This window comes from Pantoea sp. KPR_PJ, from assembly GCF_041386365.1.
In the GTDB taxonomy this organism is placed as follows: domain Bacteria; phylum Pseudomonadota; class Gammaproteobacteria; order Enterobacterales; family Enterobacteriaceae; genus Pantoea.
In genome coordinates, this window is record NZ_JABMIK010000001.1 from 397,566 (window position 1) to 414,164 (window position 16,599).

13 protein-coding genes and 2 pseudogenes are annotated in these 16,599 nt (G+C 54.4%); 9 read left to right on the top strand and 6 right to left on the bottom strand.

Going from position 1 to position 16,599, the window contains the following annotated elements; translation table 11 throughout:
- Positions 1-85: 85 nt before the first annotated feature.
- Together HP564_RS01890 and HP564_RS01895 are read left to right on the top strand one after the other, a co-directional pair.
- Positions 86-1,510, top strand: coding sequence for an MFS transporter (locus HP564_RS01890; protein ID WP_371239633.1), 1,425 nt, complete (start codon positions 86-88; stop codon positions 1,508-1,510).
- Between the two features lie 850 nt (positions 1,511-2,360).
- Positions 2,361-3,881: a hypothetical protein gene (locus tag HP564_RS01895; protein WP_371239635.1), complete on the top strand. Its 1,521-nt coding sequence runs from the start codon at positions 2,361-2,363 to the stop codon at positions 3,879-3,881.
- A 359-nt stretch (positions 3,882-4,240) separates the two neighbouring features.
- On the opposite strand, the pseudogene HP564_RS01900 reads toward HP564_RS01895, so the two are convergent.
- Positions 4,241-4,357, bottom strand: a pseudogene (locus tag HP564_RS01900) (IS3 family transposase); the annotation flags it as partial.
- Between the two features lie 520 nt (positions 4,358-4,877).
- On the opposite strand from HP564_RS01900, the gene HP564_RS01905 reads away from it, so the two are divergent.
- The 3 genes from HP564_RS01905 (at position 4,878) to HP564_RS01915 (ending at position 6,640) form a co-directional block, all read left to right on the top strand.
- Positions 4,878-5,207: a darcynin family protein gene (locus HP564_RS01905; RefSeq protein WP_371239637.1), complete on the top strand. Its 330-nt coding sequence runs from the start codon at positions 4,878-4,880 to the stop codon at positions 5,205-5,207.
- Positions 5,208-5,483: 276 nt separating this feature from the next.
- The gene (locus HP564_RS01910; protein WP_371239639.1) at positions 5,484-5,999 is read left to right on the top strand and encodes a GNAT family N-acetyltransferase; all 516 of its coding nucleotides are present in this window, start codon (positions 5,484-5,486) and stop codon (positions 5,997-5,999) included.
- A gap of 137 nt (positions 6,000-6,136) precedes the next feature.
- Positions 6,137-6,640, top strand: a complete 504-nt coding sequence (locus HP564_RS01915) for a DinB family protein (RefSeq protein WP_371239641.1) — start codon at positions 6,137-6,139, stop codon at positions 6,638-6,640.
- Between the two features lie 341 nt (positions 6,641-6,981).
- Here the strand turns inward: HP564_RS01915 and HP564_RS01920 are convergent, their stop codons facing one another.
- The 4 genes from HP564_RS01920 to HP564_RS01935 form a co-directional block, all read right to left on the bottom strand.
- A complete protein-coding gene (locus HP564_RS01920; protein WP_371239643.1) occupies positions 6,982-7,782 on the bottom strand; it encodes an inositol monophosphatase family protein in 801 nt (266 codons plus the stop codon).
- Positions 7,783-7,805: 23 nt separating this feature from the next.
- Positions 7,806-8,867 carry an ABC transporter ATP-binding protein gene (locus HP564_RS01925; RefSeq protein ID WP_371239645.1) on the bottom strand — a complete coding sequence of 354 codons (1,062 nt, stop codon included), beginning with the start codon at positions 8,865-8,867 and terminating at the stop codon, positions 7,806-7,808.
- Positions 8,864-11,098, bottom strand: coding sequence for an ABC transporter permease (locus tag HP564_RS01930; RefSeq protein WP_371239647.1), 2,235 nt, complete (start codon positions 11,096-11,098; stop codon positions 8,864-8,866). Before HP564_RS01930 ends, HP564_RS01925 begins: the two co-directional genes overlap by 4 nt.
- Positions 11,099-11,174: 76 nt before the next feature.
- Entirely contained in the window at positions 11,175-12,203 is a 1,029-nt protein-coding gene (locus HP564_RS01935; RefSeq protein WP_371239649.1) for an ABC transporter substrate-binding protein, read from the bottom strand.
- Positions 12,204-12,420: 217 nt separating this feature from the next.
- On the opposite strand from HP564_RS01935, the gene HP564_RS01940 reads away from it, so the two are divergent.
- From HP564_RS01940 to HP564_RS01955, 4 genes and pseudogenes are all read left to right on the top strand, one after another.
- A complete protein-coding gene (locus tag HP564_RS01940; protein WP_371239651.1) occupies positions 12,421-13,455 on the top strand; it encodes a LacI family DNA-binding transcriptional regulator in 1,035 nt (344 codons plus the stop codon).
- A 253-nt stretch (positions 13,456-13,708) separates the two neighbouring features.
- Positions 13,709-13,954, top strand: coding sequence for a ParD-like family protein (locus tag HP564_RS01945; RefSeq protein ID WP_371239653.1), 246 nt, complete (start codon positions 13,709-13,711; stop codon positions 13,952-13,954).
- Complete coding sequence (gene map / locus HP564_RS01950) at positions 13,951-14,739, top strand: type I methionyl aminopeptidase (protein WP_371239655.1); 789 nt, start codon at positions 13,951-13,953, stop codon at positions 14,737-14,739. The genes HP564_RS01945 and map overlap by 4 nt, the downstream gene beginning before the upstream one ends.
- 25 nt (positions 14,740-14,764) lie before the next feature.
- Positions 14,765-15,212, top strand: a pseudogene (locus tag HP564_RS01955) (enolase C-terminal domain-like protein); the annotation flags it as partial.
- 67 nt (positions 15,213-15,279) lie between these two features.
- Here the strand turns inward: HP564_RS01955 and HP564_RS01960 are convergent.
- Positions 15,280-16,341: a diguanylate cyclase gene (locus HP564_RS01960; protein ID WP_371239657.1), complete on the bottom strand. Its 1,062-nt coding sequence runs from the start codon at positions 16,339-16,341 to the stop codon at positions 15,280-15,282.
- Positions 16,342-16,599: the final 258 nt, after the last annotated feature.

Genomic DNA, 16,599 nt, shown 5'->3' on the forward strand with positions numbered 1-16,599 from the left:
AAGCGTTGGCTTGTTTTATTAATGTAACGGATCCTATTGCAGGCAGCAACGGGACATTTGACGCAACGCATGCCGGGAGGCTTATATGTCGTCAGTACAGGAAGGAAGCTGGAATGATTTACTGGGTGGTAAAAACCTGTTTTTCTCAATTGCGCTCTCAGGAGGAGTAGCGCTACATGCAATCAATATTTACATCGCGACCACTGTTCTACCCTCTGTGGTTAACGAAATAGGGGGACTTGAACTCTATTCATGGAATACAACGCTTTTTGTCGTGGCCTCCATCCTGGGTTCCGCACTGACTTCGCGGCTGCTGGCCCGAGTCGGAGCGCGCAAAGCGTATCTGGTCGCGGTTATGTTGTTTATCGCAGGTAGCCTGGTCTGCGCGCTGGCGCAGACTATGCCCGTTATGCTGGCCGGCCGGGCGCTACAGGGGCTCGGCGGTGGTTTTCTGTTTGCGCTCTGCTATGCCATGATTTATGCGGTTTTTGACGAAAAGCTCTGGCCACGCGCGATGGCGCTTATCTCAGGCATGTGGGGCGTCGCGACGCTTCTGGGTCCTGCAGCAGGTGGAATATTTGCGGAGATGAATGCCTGGCGCGCGGCATTTGGCATACTGGTGCCTGTCACACTGCTCTATATGCTGCTGGTCTGGCTTGTCTTTCCCGCGCATAAGCGTGCAGCCAGCCTTCCTGAAAGCAGGCTTCCGCTGATGCAGTTGCTGCTGCTGGTCGTTGCAGTCATGGCTGTCAGCGCAGGTGGCATGTCGCCTGATGTAGCGATCAACGTGGCGGGCATTGGCGTTGCGGTGGTGATGATCCTGCTGCTGATACGTCGGGAATTTACCAGTGAAATTCGCCTGTTGCCACGTGATGCGCTGCGTCTGAACTCGCCTTTACTGGCGCTCTACATCACCATGGGGCTGCTGATTATTGGCATGACGAGTGAAACCTTTATTCCCTATTTTTTGCAAATCCTGCATGGGCAGACTCCCCTGATATCGGGATATCTGGCTGCGCTGATGGCCGCAGGCTGGACGCTGTCGGAAATCTGGAGTTCCGGCTGGCAAGGACGAGGCATCAAACGTGCTATCGTTACTGGCCCAGCGTTGGTGCTGGCGGGCATGGTGGTGCTGGCGCTCAGTGCACCCCGCTCAGCCGAAGGAGACTGGCTGGTGCTTGCCTTGATTGGTCTGGGCCTGACGTTGGTCGGGTTTGGCATCGGGCTGGGCTGGCCGCATTTACTGACACGCATCCTCCAGGTTGCACCCGCTGAAGATCAAGATGCAGCGGCTACATCCATTACCACCGTCCAGCTGTTTGCCACTGCGCTGGGCTCAGCGATCGCGGGTATGCTGGCGAATGCAGGTGGATTATCCATGCCCGGTGGGCAAGAAGGTGCTTCATCCGCTGCCTGGTTGCTTTTTGCCGTGATGGCAACGGCCCCGTTGCTCTCTTTACTGAGTGCAAAAAGGGTTATATCAGGACTCAATAAACAGAAGGTCAGTTAAATTAGCTTGCAGCTCTGTAGATATACAGAGCTGCACTTGTCTGACATGGGGCAAGACGCATAAAACTTATTCTGCTTTATGCTCATCGCGAAAACTGGCCCTCGGATCCGTTCTTTCGCACCTGAGCGACACGACTCACTTTCCGCTTCCGGACAGACCGGATGCGTATTCAGGATATCTACTGATTAAAGTCTGAAGCTATGCACGTCTCAGCCCCCCTTCCCCTGATAACGCTATTCTTGCCGTTGGCCTTCACACCCTGGCCGTCAGGCCCGAATCCTGGCGGGATTCGGCGGCGCTTACCAGCACAGCCGGTTAGCGCAGTGGGGCTGACGACCCGGCAACGCTGGAGAGCCGGAGAGCCGGAGAAGGAACAAGCAACAGGTTGATACCAGTTAAAAGAGTCACGACAGCAACATTTCAAAAAACGCAAAATATAACTGCACGAGCCTCATTCTAAACAAAACATATACCGTCAGGGTAAAATTAATATTTCCTCTATGTACAGGTTTTGTTATTTACGTGAACACCCGTCGCGGACTTTTACTTTCTTTTTTAATACCCCACGATTTCATCTATTTATTTCAATAATCTTTTCAAGAGCATCCTGAAAGGAGGAAAAGCCTGTACCGCTCCGTCAGCAAAAGATAGCGATCAGTCCGCCCAGACCTTATTGCCAAATCTTAATATCGAATTACAAAAATAGCTTTGCCACCACTATGAACCCTCTCATAATAACGCCAGGTTGAGGCTACGATTGTTACCTGAACCTGAACAGATGTCTTTTGTGAAAAAAACAATCAATGCATACAGGTAACGAATACTAAACAAAAAACCAGGAGATTAACGTATGAAATTACATACATTAACTGACCTTGATGCCGCACATGACATTAATCAAGGTCTGGAATATTTACAGAGCAAAACCTCAACAAGATTCAACTGGCAAGGGGTTGTTGATACAATATCGCAAGGGCTATCTACCGGTTCGGCTATTGCCAGTTTCCCCAGTTCTGTTTCGGGGAAAAATCGCGAAAAAATCAAAATAAAAAACAATTCACTTTGCATTATATGTCCAACCCGCATTCACGCAACAGCGAATAAGGGACAGGCGATAAGCCGTACCCCTGGCGTACTCTTCCCCGGAGATGAGGGAGATTTTGAGTTCGAATATACACCCACTGCCAACGGAATAAATAATGGCAATGGACGGTTCTTTCTCGACCTGTTGCTGATTTCTGTTGATGCGAACTTTTCTGGTCCCGCGGAAATACCCACTGACGATGAAATTCCTATTTTACACCTGGAATTCATTTCAAACCGCTTTAGTCAGCTTTATTTACTTCATGCGAATGTCAATGGTGAAAGTTTAGCGCCTGCTTATGCGCCTGGTGTCGATCAATACTCAGATAACCAGGTAATGACTTACCATACCTTCAGGGGAACGGAAGGCAGCTGTGAGCCCTCTTTTGGGATGGCATTTTTCAATACCAGAGCGGCAACGGTTAATGTCACTCATTCGACAGGGACAACCTCAATGGTTTTCACTCCATCGAAGAAAAGATCAGCCGATCCAGTCGTGCCGCTGAATAACGAAGGTAATCTGGTCTGGGGAAGACGTGCAATAAGGGAATTTTTAAAAGTCTGTGCTTATATGTATTTCTATCGTGATTATTCCCCAGTTCAGCCGCACTCCTTCGTTGCCTATACGGGGTTGATCGATATGTTATCATCCGCGAAAGATATTTACTCTGCGATTTCATCCCGAAGTAATGTTACCAGTACGTTAACGGTAAACATAAGAAACCTTACCGGTAAAAATATGTTTCTACTAAGAAGAAAATTCAGTAATACGATGAGGATGGGGAATGGCATTCTGCTGGATGGGGAATATTGTTCGATACCATTAAGTTTCCTTCCTTTAAATTCAAACCCTGAAATATTTATCAGAATACCCTATGATTCTGAAAACAATCACAGCGTCGATCTTGCGCTGACATTTAGAGACACGGGGCAAAATGGTAATATTAGTGTACATAGTGTCAGCCTTTTGGGAACCGATCAAACTGTAGTCGATACTTCACATGAATCTACTCAAGAAGGCTGGTCAAACTGTATTTTTAGTTTTACATCCTACACGGGCAAGCATCAGGTATTTGTCCAGCCTACCAAAGTCACTGGCAGAACAAATCCAGCCATTGAAATTACTGTCTGCATGACCGAGACGCGTGGAAATCTGAAATTAACAAACAGTGAAGACTCTCGCCCCGATGTGGGTAACAATAATGATATCAACAGCACATCAGAGGGCACGACAGACATCACCGACAACGTCAAATCTGAAAACCCTGACGAGAGAAAAAAAGAGTAAAACCATTCATTCAAAAAGGAGGTATCCCGCATAAAAGCGAGAGCTGCCTTACTATTTAAAAAATAACTCTACGACAATATTACCGGTAAGAAAATGCAGACGTGTTTCTCGCCTGCATTAATAAATTCAATGTGAGAAGCAGCGATCTGCATGTGGTGATGTTGTCGGCCATCAGGCTGAGAAAACTCAGGAACGCCTCCCCTACTCCTGCTGGCTCTGCTGAAGGTTCCATACTTAGCACCGCCCGTTTCCCGCGAGGGAAGTCGCCAGCACTCCTGTCACACGGGAGGAAAAGTCGGCAGGTAAGTTTTATCCGCCAGTACGCTGTCAGCGTAGCCACTAGCGGATACGGAATCGTCACGAATAAAGGCGTACCTCAGTTGGGCTGCTTTGCAAAGTACACTGCGGCTCTTTTTTGATATGTCCCGTTCGTCGGTAACCCGCTTCTGCGCTTTACGGAGACGGCGGCTCTCGGGCTGAACATCTGGCTGTGCTTTATCAGTGAAAGGTCCAGACCGTACTTCTTTATCCCGGCGCAAGGGTTGGGGTGGTAATATCGGACATGCTGCCACGCGGGAAACAGAATAATCACGATGAATAACCTGCTGGCTTCCGTTTAAACGCTCCGGAATAACGCTTACGCTTATGGGTACCTCGCTTTAAACCATCCTGAATGACGCTGAGATGTCTGTTAAACCTGTGGCGATCCATCACTATTCCCAGAAAGTGCCGGATTTTACATCAGTGATCTTCAGTTCAACGGTGCTTCCATACTCTGCCTGCCCCCCTTTTCCTCACGGCGAACCTTTAGCCTGGCGAACGGGTAGCTTCATGCCCGTAGTGAGTGTATCTGGCCTTTTGGTTCAGAGGCCAGTTGAGAGCCACGCTTGTCACGCCTGTGCGCCCGTAATCGTTTGTTACCACTTTGTTAAGTGTGAATTAACCATCCGCAAAAAAATAGGGTAACGTCTTAAGTATCTGACACATGGAGTACTTATGATCACTGTTTTTGTTTTACTCAAGACGACAACGGAATGGCTCCGCCTGGCGCGCGCTGAAAGAAACCGAATTGCCGACGCTGTACTCGCTGACGTTCTGTCTGACGGCACAGTCACGCTCAGGATGTTTGATGCAGAGGCCTTTACCACAAAATGTACTGATGTTGCCATGTTTCAGGCAGAAGACATGCGCGCTTTTTACTTTACCATTGAGCGGCTCCGGGACTCGGTGCTGATCACCACGCCCTACTTTGAAATGGTCGACATCATTCCTGCGATTGAAGAGGGATTTAAAGCCTTTGAGAAAGAGAGCCTGTCGAAGCCATAAATGACCCTGTATAACCTGACCAGACTCATTTTGCTTCAGGCAAAATGTCCTGCTGCTCATTTATAACGGATATACATGGATTGCGTAATAAAACCTGTCAACGGCGGCCAGACACAGAATTAATCTGGCCGTACGCCAGCATTGCGCCGTTTCTGGCGGGTCGGTGACGCTAAGCCAGCTACCGGACGCAATGATAAGATAAGGGCTGCTGCGAGAAAATATCAGGTAAAACACACTCGCTCCGGCCTGGACGTGAGTTAGCGATAAGGAGTCAACATGGAAGTAACGGTAGAACGGTGTCCGCCAGAAGAATGGGAATCGATGGTGAAAATTTTTACCGAGATGGAAGAGCACTACTATGGCAAGGGTATTATTCAGGAAGCGCTGCTGAAGCATTACCTGGGCAATCGACTGTTCAGTCAGCTCTCTGGTACGCTGGTGCTCAGGGCTTGCTGCGACACTCATATTGTTGGGCTGGCGTGCTGCAGTATTCTCTACCCCTCTCCGCGATACAGTGGTCAGCTGCACATCAAAGAGCTCTATGTCGCTCAAAAAGAAAGAGGCAAAGGCACAGGGAAATCCATCATGCGCTTTATCGCGCAGCTCGCGCTTGAACAGCAGTGTGGTAGCCTCAGCTGGAACGCCGAAAAATCTAATTCCGGAGCAAACCGTTTTTATCAGTCGTTAGGGGGCAGAATAAATGACGGTATTGTTAATTATTATCTTCATGGTGAACGCTTGAGCAATCTGGCTTACGGCATTTCGTCCACACCAGAGGGTTCTACCGATTAGGTTATTACGCTTTCTATTCGGTCTGCCGTGGCTCTGCATAATGATGATGCAGGGTTAGCCTTGTGCCTGAAGCGGACGTCAGTAGTGAACCTGAAATGTTATTAATAAGATCATAAATCAGTTAGAAGGAGTGACGTATGGATACTGACACGCTAGCTACGCTATTTAAATACAAGCGCTGGATAGACATTGAAACGCTACAAGCGATTAAAAACATGGATCCATCTGTTAATGCGGAAAAACGCCATCTGACGCTCAGACTGATGAATCACATTCATGTGGTTGATATGATTTTCAGAGCGAACATTACCGGCCAGAAGCATGCCTACACGGCCCTTAATACGCCAGAGACCCCCTCTGCTGATGAGCTGTTGATAACGATGACTGAATGTACAGACTGGTATATTCACCATATCCATTCTCTGTTTCCCGATGATCTTGCCGAAAACATTAAATTCCAGTTTGTTGATGGCGGCGCGGGCGAGATGAAGGCAATCGATATGCTCAATCATGTGTTGTATCACGGGACATATCATCGCGGCGCTGTAGGTTGGCTCCTTTCAGAAAGTAGAGTAACCCCACCCAGGGACGTACTGACCGTTTTTCTGAGAGATCATAACCACGCGTCTACAGGTGACTAAGTTAGTCAAATCAGAAATCTCATGAATCCTTTAAGCAGAAACCCGAATAAATAAATGAACGGTCTCTTCTCGCTTATAGCGGACAATTCCCGGACCTAGCGCGCGTTGCCGGAACGTACCCTGGAAAGCGTTCGGGCGGTTTGAGGTTTTGACCAAAGCGAAGCTTTCTTTACCCCAGGGCCTGTGGCCATGACAGTCCGGCAAGCCGGGTGGCCCTCTGATGATGTCACGCCGGGCCTTGTCAGACGAGGCGCGGACACCTTCAGGTCGCCGGCCCCTGCAGGCAAGTGCCAGCAACCTGAAGACGAGGCCTGACCCAGCTGATGCCAGGCCTCGCCAGGCTATACGCCAGCTATTCTCTTCAGCTCATCACGGGCACCGGGCGCAACCGCCAGCACTTTGGCGCCTTTGGTTAAGCGATCGCCTTCAGTGTTGAAAGGCAAATACCAGCCGCCCGCCTCCCGTACCAGGCAGTAACCGGCCAGGCAGTCCCAGGCGTGCATATAGGGCTCCAGATAACCGACCACTCGCCCGGCGGCAACCCAGGCGAGCATTAACGCGCCCGACCCGATACGAATAAAATTTCCACCTGCCGCGAGCAGTGACGCCAGCAGGTCACCCACGGCTTGCGGCGTCACGTAGCTGTTCGCGCCAAAACCAACCACGTGATTTTGCAGCGTTCTGTCAGGATCAACGCGCAACACGCGGCCATTCAGCGTCGCCCCCTGCCCTGCTGCGGCAACGTAGCACTCGTCAAAACAGGGTGCGAAAATCACGCCAATGATCGGTTCTCCCTGATAGAGCACGGCGATGGAGACACACCAGTTCGGCATCCCGTTGAGAAACGGGCTGGTTCCGTCAATGGGATCGACAACCCAGGTAAAGCCCGACTGGCCCGGTTGTAACCCAGACTCCTCTCCCAGAAAACCATCTTCAGCAAATGTTTTACGGATACGCGCGTCAATCATCTGTTCCACATCGCGATCCGCCCTGGAGACCACATCCTGGAGATCTTTTTTGGTTTCCACCACCAGGCTGTCGCGCTGGTGGAACCAGCTCAGTGCGAGGTTTCCGGCATCGCGCGCCGTCTCTTCTGCCAGCGCCAGACGCGTCTTTAATGCATTGTCATCGATTTCTTTCATAGTTTTTCCTTTATGACCCCGATTCAGGACGCGATTAGCGCCAGCCCCTGCGGTTTAAAATCTACGTTGACGTTCGCCGCGAGCGGCAGACGCTGCTCCATCTGGTTATCGATAATAAACAGCGACCCAAGCGGGGTACTCACTTCATATTCAATGTGATCGCCCAGCCAGGTGGCATGCACAATTTCGCCCGGCAGCGCCCCTTCGCCAGAAGGGCACAGCGTAATAAACTGCGGGCGCACTGAAAGCTGCGCTTTTCCCGGCCTGGCCCCGCTGACGCGCACGCGATAAAGCCGTTTGCCGAGGCGCACCACTGCCTCCTCACCTTCCAGTGACTCCACTTCACAGGTGAGAATATTCGCCTCGCCCATAAAGTCGGCAATGAAAACCGAACTGGGCGAGCGGTAGAGCGTTTCGGGCGCGCCCTGCTGCGCGATTTCACCCTCTTTCATCACGATGATTTTGTCGGAGACTGCCAGCGCCTCCTCTTGATCGTGCGTGACGTAAACAGCGGTAAAGCCCAGCCGCTGCTGCAAATCACGAATATCGGTACGCACACGGCGACGCAGTCGCTCATCCAGATTCGACAGTGGTTCGTCCAGCAGCAGAACCTGCGGCTCCAGCACCAGCGCCCGCGCCACCGCAATACGCTGCTGCTGGCCGCCAGACAACTCGGACGGCAGTCGTTCCGCCTGACTCTCCAGCCCTACCAGCTTGAGTCCTTCCCGTGCGCGATCCCGCGCCTCCCGCTGGCGCATACCGCCAGAGAGCAAGCCATACATCACATTGTCCAGCGCCGACATATGGGGAAACAGCGCATAGGACTGGAATACCATCGCGACATCGCGCTCGTTGGCAGGCAGATGCGTGACCTCTTTGCCTCCGATAAAAATGCGCCCGGATGTCGGGTGCTCCAGCCCCGCCAGCAAACGCAGCGTAGTGGTTTTGCCGCAGCCGGACGGGCCGAGCAGCGTCACCAGCGTACCGGCTTCAACGGTCAGCGAGAGGTCTGGCAAGGCTGTAAACCCGGCAAAGCGTTTCGCCACATGTTCAAATACAACGGTGCCTGCTTTTGCAGTGCTCATACGGCATTCTCCTGGGTTAGGGACGTGGGAGCGGTGGGCGCAGCGGCGAGCGCGCTGCTTTTGGTGGCGCGACGCAAGCGCCGCTCGCCGACCAGCAGCTGGAACAGCGCGATAATCGTGAGCATGACGACGATCAGCACTGAGGAGTAGGCAATGGCCACGCCATACTCGCCATTTTCCACCAGGCCAACGATGTAGGATGTCGCCATGTTGTACTGCGCGCTGACCAGAAAAATCACGGCGCTGATAGAGGTGATGGCGCGAACAAAGGCATACACCAGTGCGGCGCTGATCGCCGGTTTCAGCAGCGGCAGCACGACCTTACGCAATGTGCGGAAGCTGGTTGCACCCAGCGTCATAGAGGCTTCATCAAGGCTTTTATCAAGCTGGCTCATGGCCGCAATCCCGCCGCGCACACCAACGGGCATATTGCGGAAAACAAAGCAGACAATGAGAATCAACGCGGTGCCGGTAATTTCCAGCGGCGGCAGGTTATACGCCATGACATAGCTGACGCCAATGACCGTGCCGGGAATGGCAAAGCTCAGCATCAGCGCAAATTCAAATGCCTGACGTCCGGCAAACTTCTGCCGCACGATAAGCCACGCCGTCAGGAGTCCAACGATGGCGGTAAGCGGAGCCGCAATCAGCGCGATCTCAATGGTGGTCCAGAAAGAGTTCCATGCCACACCGCTCCAGATGAGATGCCCATTCTCCAGCGTGACACGGAAGGCGTGAATGTAATGCTCCAGCGTCAGGCTGTTATCCAGCCCCCAGGACTGCACAAATCCACCAACCATGATCATGCCGTAGACCACCAGCGTAAATGCGCCCCAGGGGATCACCAGTCCATACACCCCCAGGCGCATCGGCCCCGGAAGCGGACTGTGGTTGCCGCCGTCGCCTTTGCCGGTCACGGTGGCAAAGCTTTTGCCTGAGAGCCAGAGACGCTGTATGACAAAGGCGCACAGGGTAAAACTAAGCAGGATCATCGCCAGTACCGCTGCCCTGCTGGGATCGTTTTGCGCGCCCACTACGGAAAAAAAGATCTCCGTCGAGAGCACGCCGTGACTGCCGCCCAACACCATCGGATTGCCAAAATCAGCCATGCTTTCGATAAAACCGATCAGGAACGCATTGGCCAGCCCGGGCGCCATCAACGGCAGCGTCACACGCGTAAAGGTGCGCCAGCGGTTAGCGCGCAGCGTGTGCGAGGCCTCTTCCAGTGACGGGCTGATTCCTTCGACGACGCCAATCAACACCAGAAACGCCACCGGCGTGAAGGAGAGCACCTGGGCAATCCAGATACCGGTCATGCCGTAAAGCCAGCGACCCGGCTCAATGCCAAACAGGGTTGCCAGATAGCTGGTCACCACGCCGGAGCGTCCGAACAGCAGGATCAGGGCCAGGCCGATGACAAACGGTGGCGTAATGATGGGAAGAATGGTCAGAAGACGCAGCGCTTTTTTGCAGGGCAGCGCCGTACGGGTTGCCGCCAGCGCAAAGGCCAGCCCCAGCAGAGTGGAACCGGTCGCGGTCATCAGCGCCAGCATCAGCGTGCGCCAGGCGGTTCCACAGGTGCCGCCAGCAACGCAGGACAGGCTCCATATGGAGGGATCGCGCATATTTGCCAGCAGCCCATCCGGTTTAAAACTGCCATCCACATCCTGTACCGACACCACAAACAGACTCAGCACCGGATAGAGCACAAAGGTGCTGACCAGCGCCACCAGCAGCACCAGAGCGGCGACCACAAAGGCATCGCCTCGCAGCACCCCTCGCTCTGCCAGCGCAAAGGCGAACAGCAGCAGAAAAGTTGTCAGCATCAGCAGCGCGCCAGCGCCCATCGCAGGCTGACCGTGCGCCAGCGGCCCGGTCAGATTTTCCAGCCACGCCCAGCTCCAGCCGCTGTAACCAATGGCATGGCCCTCAACAATCATAAAGAGTATGCCCAGCGCGCTGGTGCTTAACAGCACGGCGCTTCGGCCAGCGCGATGGCGGATGAATCCGGCCAGAAGCGCCAGCCCCAGCAACCCTGCTATCACCGCCAGCCATGGACGCTGCCAGACGATCGCCTGCCATAAGGCCGGCGCTGTGGCCTCGTCGCGCCAGAGCCCGCCGAGCCAGGAGAGATCAAAAAAGCCTGCTTCCAGGCTATACCACGGAAGTAGCGTTAACGACACGACGCCCAGACAGAGCGCGCCGGTCAAGCGCCGGTTAGTTGCATTCATGGATCACCTCGACCTGAACATTCAGGCTGAAGCGGACATCAGGCTTGCGCCACCGCCGTTGAATGGATGAGCTGGATTACTGGGCGCTGGCACCAATTTCCTTATCCCAGCGGCTGAGCAGCGCCTTGCGCTTCGCGGAATCCCCGTAGGTTTTAAAGTCGTAATCGATCAGTTTGATGTTTTCAAATCGTGGGGCGTACTCAGAGATTTCGGCCTGGGTATTAGAGGGAAGCTGAAACGATTTCGCCTCTTTCATGTGCGACTGCGCCTCGGCGCTGAGCGCCCAGTCATACCAGATTTTCGCACTGGCCAGGTTACGCGCGCCCTTCACAATGGACATCGAGCCGATCTCGTAGCCGGTGCCCTCGCAGGGCGCAACCGTTTTGATGGGGAAGCCATCTACTTCCATCGCGACCGCATCATGCATGAAAACAATGCCGACGGTCGTCTCTCCGCGCGCGGCAGCTTTGACCGGCGCAGAGCCAGACTTGGTGTACTGCGAGACGTTGGCATTGAGTTTTTTCAGATAATCAAAGGCTTTATCCTCTCCCATGATCTGCACCAGCGTGGCCAAAGTGTTATAGGCGGTGCCGGAAGAGTTGGGGTTAGCGATCTGGATTTCCCCTTTGAAACCCGGATCGAGTAAATCTGCCCAGCAGGCCGGCGCTTTCAGCTTTTTCTGCTCAAGAAGCTTCGTGTTGTAGCCCCACCCCAGCGCGCCCGCATAAATACCCACGGTGCGATAATCGGAGATTTCCGCCTGCTTTTGCGCCCAGTCATGCTGCTGGCTGAGCAGCGGAGAGTGATAGGGCTGAGTCAGCTTCTCTTCTGCCGCCTGCATATGGGGATCGCCCGTTCCCGCCCACCAGATATCGGTGCGCGGATTGCGCGCTTCGCTGCGCAGACGAGCATAGGCCTCCCCGGCGGAGAGTCGCACCATGCTGACCTTGATGTCCGGGTGCGCCTGGCTAAACAGACGCGTCATGTGTTCGCATACCACGACGTCGGCGGAGCAGATCATATTGAGATTACCGGCGGCCCGGGCGGTAAACGGCAGGGTCGAGCAACAGAGTGTTAAGGCCGGGATCAGCAAGGAATAGCGCATGGTGTTCTCCTGGGGTCAGAGGTGATGCTACACTGGCATCGTGTTTTGTTGCACATATGTGCAAATTTGTAGAGAACAAAAAATCACCTGTCAATCACGTTACAGTGCAATTGTTCAGCAGTGTCACAAAATTGCAACATCAACGCAGGATACGCTTTTGCACAGATGTGCAATCTGATACAGAAGGCTTCGGGCCGCTGTCATGACGAGGAAAAACATGAGTCAGGGGAAAACGGTTGTCAGTGCTGAGGATGTTGCCCGCCGCGCCGGGGTTTCACGCTCGGCCGTCTCGCGGACCTTCACGCCCGGTGCCAGCGTGTCGGAGGCGATGCGCAGCCGCGTAATGAAGGCGGCAGAAGAGCTAGGCTATCACGTCAATCATCTGGCGCGCAGCCTGGTGCGTAACCGCAGCGGGATTGTCTGTCTGATTGTCTCGGAAGTGGCCACGCCCTACCGCGCCAGCCTGGTAAGCTGGATCACGCAATTTTTGCAGGCGGCAGGTAAAGTCGCGATGATTATCAATACCGATCGCTCAGACAGCAGCGTTTCGGCGGCGCTTCAGCAGGCGATTAACTTCCGCGCCGACGCTTCCATTATTCTTTCCGGCATGCCTGACAGTGGGATCACCCATCTGTGCCACCAGCATGGTCAGCATCTGATGCTGATTAACCGGGATGAAACCCTGCCCGGCTCGCTCAGCATTAACCTTGACTCCAACCAGGCGGCGGAAACGGCCCTGATGGCATTTTTGCGCGCCGGTTGTCGCCACCTCGCATTCGCCAACTCGCTGGCGGGCACGCCCAGCCTGATGAAGCGCGAAGCGGATTTCCTGGCAGCCGCGGCGCGCGCAGGCGTAGCGGTCACCGTAGAACGTTTTGGCACCACCTCCTATGAGAGCGGCCGTATTCTGGCGCACCGTCTGCTGACCCGACCGCAGCGGCCCGATGCGGTCTTCTGCGTGACCGACCTGCTTGCGTGCGGCTTTATGGATGAAGCACGGCATAGCTTCGCGCTGCGCATCCCGGACGATCTCTGCATTGTCGGCTATGACAATATTCCGCAAAGTGGCTGGTCATCCTATAACCTGACTACCTTTGCCCAGCCGGTTGAGCAGTTTGCGCGTGACGCGGTTCAGTGGCTAATCGACCAGGAGCAGCGCAATGCAGAGCTGCATCCTCGCGCGGATCAGCAGAACGATCGTCTGCTGTATGAAGCCAGCGTTGTGTGGCGCGGCTCGGTGCGCAGCGGCTAAAGTACGGGACGATGCCGACGCGGATATCTGCCCGGTCAGGCAGACAGTAAAATTCACCCTGTGCCATCGGCTACATGCCCCCTTTCGGGAACCCTTTCTGACCGCAATGAGGGGGGAGAAAACCTCTCTGCCCGACGCTCCCCTGGATCCCAGCCAAAACGCGTGCCCTGCGGGCAGGCAAAAATTGCTGTTGCAGTTTAGCCAGTAAAAGTTAACCTATATATAAACCATATACGTTTTATATAAGGCCGCCATGGGCATCGTCAAAATATCCGATTTAATGCATGAAAATCTGCGCATTGCCAGTCAGGCAATGAGCCGTTCCATCAACGCGCAGGCCGAGCACTGGCTCAAACTCGGTATGCTGGCAGAGCTTTATCCGCAGTTTACCCAGCAGGAGCTGGCGCAAATGCTAATCCGGGTGGAACTGGAAAACGGCAGCGACCTGCGCCAGCTGATTCAGTCGCCTTTGAAAACACCACAGGGAGAGGTGCAATGAAACGAAGCGTCAAAATCCATACCCCGGAACAGATTGAAATGGCGCGTGCCGCAGGCCATGCGGCAGCGCAGGTGCTGGCGATGATTGCACCACACGTTCAGCCGGGCATCACCACGGAAGCGCTGGATAACCTCTGTCACGATTTTATCGTCAATACGCTTAATGTCACCCCCGCTAATATCGGCTATCAGGGATATACGCGCACCACCTGTACGTCGGTCAATCATGTGGTATGCCACGGTATTCCTTCAACGAAAAAGCTGAAGAACGGCGACATTATCAATATCGATATCGGCATCATCAAAGATGGCTGGTACGGCGATACCAGCCGCATGTACTTTGTGGGCGAGCCCTCTGTGCGGGCGCGTCGGCTGGTGGAGTTCACCTATCAGTCAATGGTGGCGGGCATTCACGCGGTAAAACCAGGCGCAACGCTGGGCGATATCGGGGCGGCAATCCAGCGGCTGGCTGAAGGCGCGGGCTTCTCGGTGGTGCGTGAATATTGCGGACACGGCGTAGGCCAGATTTATCACGACGAGCCACAGGTATTACATTACGGCACGCCGGGCGAGGGGCTGACGCTTGAGCCAGGCATGATCTTTACCATTGAGCCAATGATCAATGCGGGTAAAGCGGGCACCAGCGTGCTTTCTGACGGCTGGACGGTCGTGACCAAAGATCGTTCCCTCTCTGCACAGTGGGAACACACGGTCGCCGTCACCGACAGCGGCTTTGATCTGCTGACGCCCTGGCCGGACGGCACAGGAAACTATCCGGCCATCTGACCTCAGTCAGAATCGCGGGCGATTTTTTAATCTGTTCGGGATTGAGAGGCTTCTGGATGCGTGGAATAGTGAAGACGACGCGGCCCTGACCCGCGCGCTCAATACGCCTGTCATCACGGGTGAAAGGCTTACCTGCTATCGTGAACATGAGCCGCTCATCTCTGGCAACGCCGCGACGTGGTACAGCCGGACGCGCCGCACGTCGGCGGCATCACGCCTTTCCTGAAAAGGATGGTTCTGGCGGCGCGCCACGACCGCAAGCTGCCACCGGACGTTGCCATGGTGAACCCGCCGCCTGGTCGACGCAGCCGTGGCTGGAGCATTTCGAGTGGCTGAATCCGCTTTTCAATGAACAGCCTGAACTGCGTGATGGCCGCAGGTGGATTTCCGATCGCGCCGGACGGGGTTTCAGCCTGAGCGTACGGGCAAGAAGCTGGACGGTGTTAACCAGCGAGGTGGGTGCTCGCCTTTGAGCAAGCCGCACGGCTGGCAAAAGCCGCTCTTCTGCATGAAGAGCAGCTGCATATCCGTCAGCGAGGATCAGGCCGCCTGCCAGAGATGGACGCCGTTACGCCCGCTGCGCTTGACCCGGTACAGCGCGTTATCAGCGTGACGCAGCCAGTGATGAATAGAGTCAGCCTGGCTGGCCGGTGCGATACCAATACTGACGGAACAATTAAAATCAGCCGAAGCGGGCAGGCGCAGCTGCGCGATGCGCGCCTTTAGCGTGTGCGCAAGCGCCACGATGCTGCTGTCCTGTGCGTCGCGCACAATAACGCACAGCTCGTCGCCACCAAAGCGCGCCGGAATATCCTCCAGCCCCACGCCATCCCGCAGCAGCGCAGAGATCTCTGCCAGCAGAAAATCCCCCGCCTCATGGCCAAAGTTATCATTGACCGCTTTAAAATGGTCAACGTCGATCAGCATCAGGTAAGCCGCACTCTCCCCGCGCCGGGTGCGCAAAAATTCACTCTCCAGACGACGCTCAAAAAGACGGCGGTTAGGGATTTTTAACCCCGGATCCATTAGCGCAATACGTTCCAGCTCACGGTTCTTCATCCGCAGGCTCAGCGTCAGATTGTAAGAGACCACGCTCAGCGCCAGCAGGTAAACGGTCGCGAGCGGCAGAGTGAGCCAGACCGTTCGGGACGTAAAGCTCATCGTCAGCGGCCAGCCTTCCACTCCCCAGACCAGCGTAAAGGCAACAAGAAATGCCTGGAGCGCCGCAAGCAGCTGCGGCCAGCCGCCTGCGGCGTAACGATCTGCGATCAGGATCGCCATAATGACAAAGGAGGGCATCGGGCTGAGCCCCATTATCGCGATCCATGCACCGCCAAAGGCAGCGTCAAGCGTCAGGCTGGTGCGCTCGCGTCCGGTTGGATCCTCAGACACCAGCGCGAGCTGCCAGGCGAGATAGGGCCAGACAAAAGCATTAATAAACAGCAGCGCACAAGGGATCACCCCTTTACCCGATTCCATTAGCACCGAGAGAATCGGGCAAAAGCAGAGAAGCGTCCCTAACTGCCGCATAGCAAACATACGCCTGACAAACCGGGTCGAGCGTAACTTTAAGTGATTGTCGTCAGGGGAATAATAATTCATGCAACCAGCACAGAAAGGCGTTGTGGAACACGCAGTTTATCGGGATTTGATTCAACACGCTGCGGTTTTTTAAGAATTTTTACCTTGCATATTCTTAACAGTCCACCCTTCGCCCTGTCCCCCGCTGACTTTACCTTCCCTGGCTTACCACGACAGGGAATAGTGCGCACCGGTTTAGCTGGATGTGTGGTTCTCGCTTAATACCTGACAGAAGATCGGTGCCCTTGCATGAAAAAACCGGCAACCTGACCAGAGGGG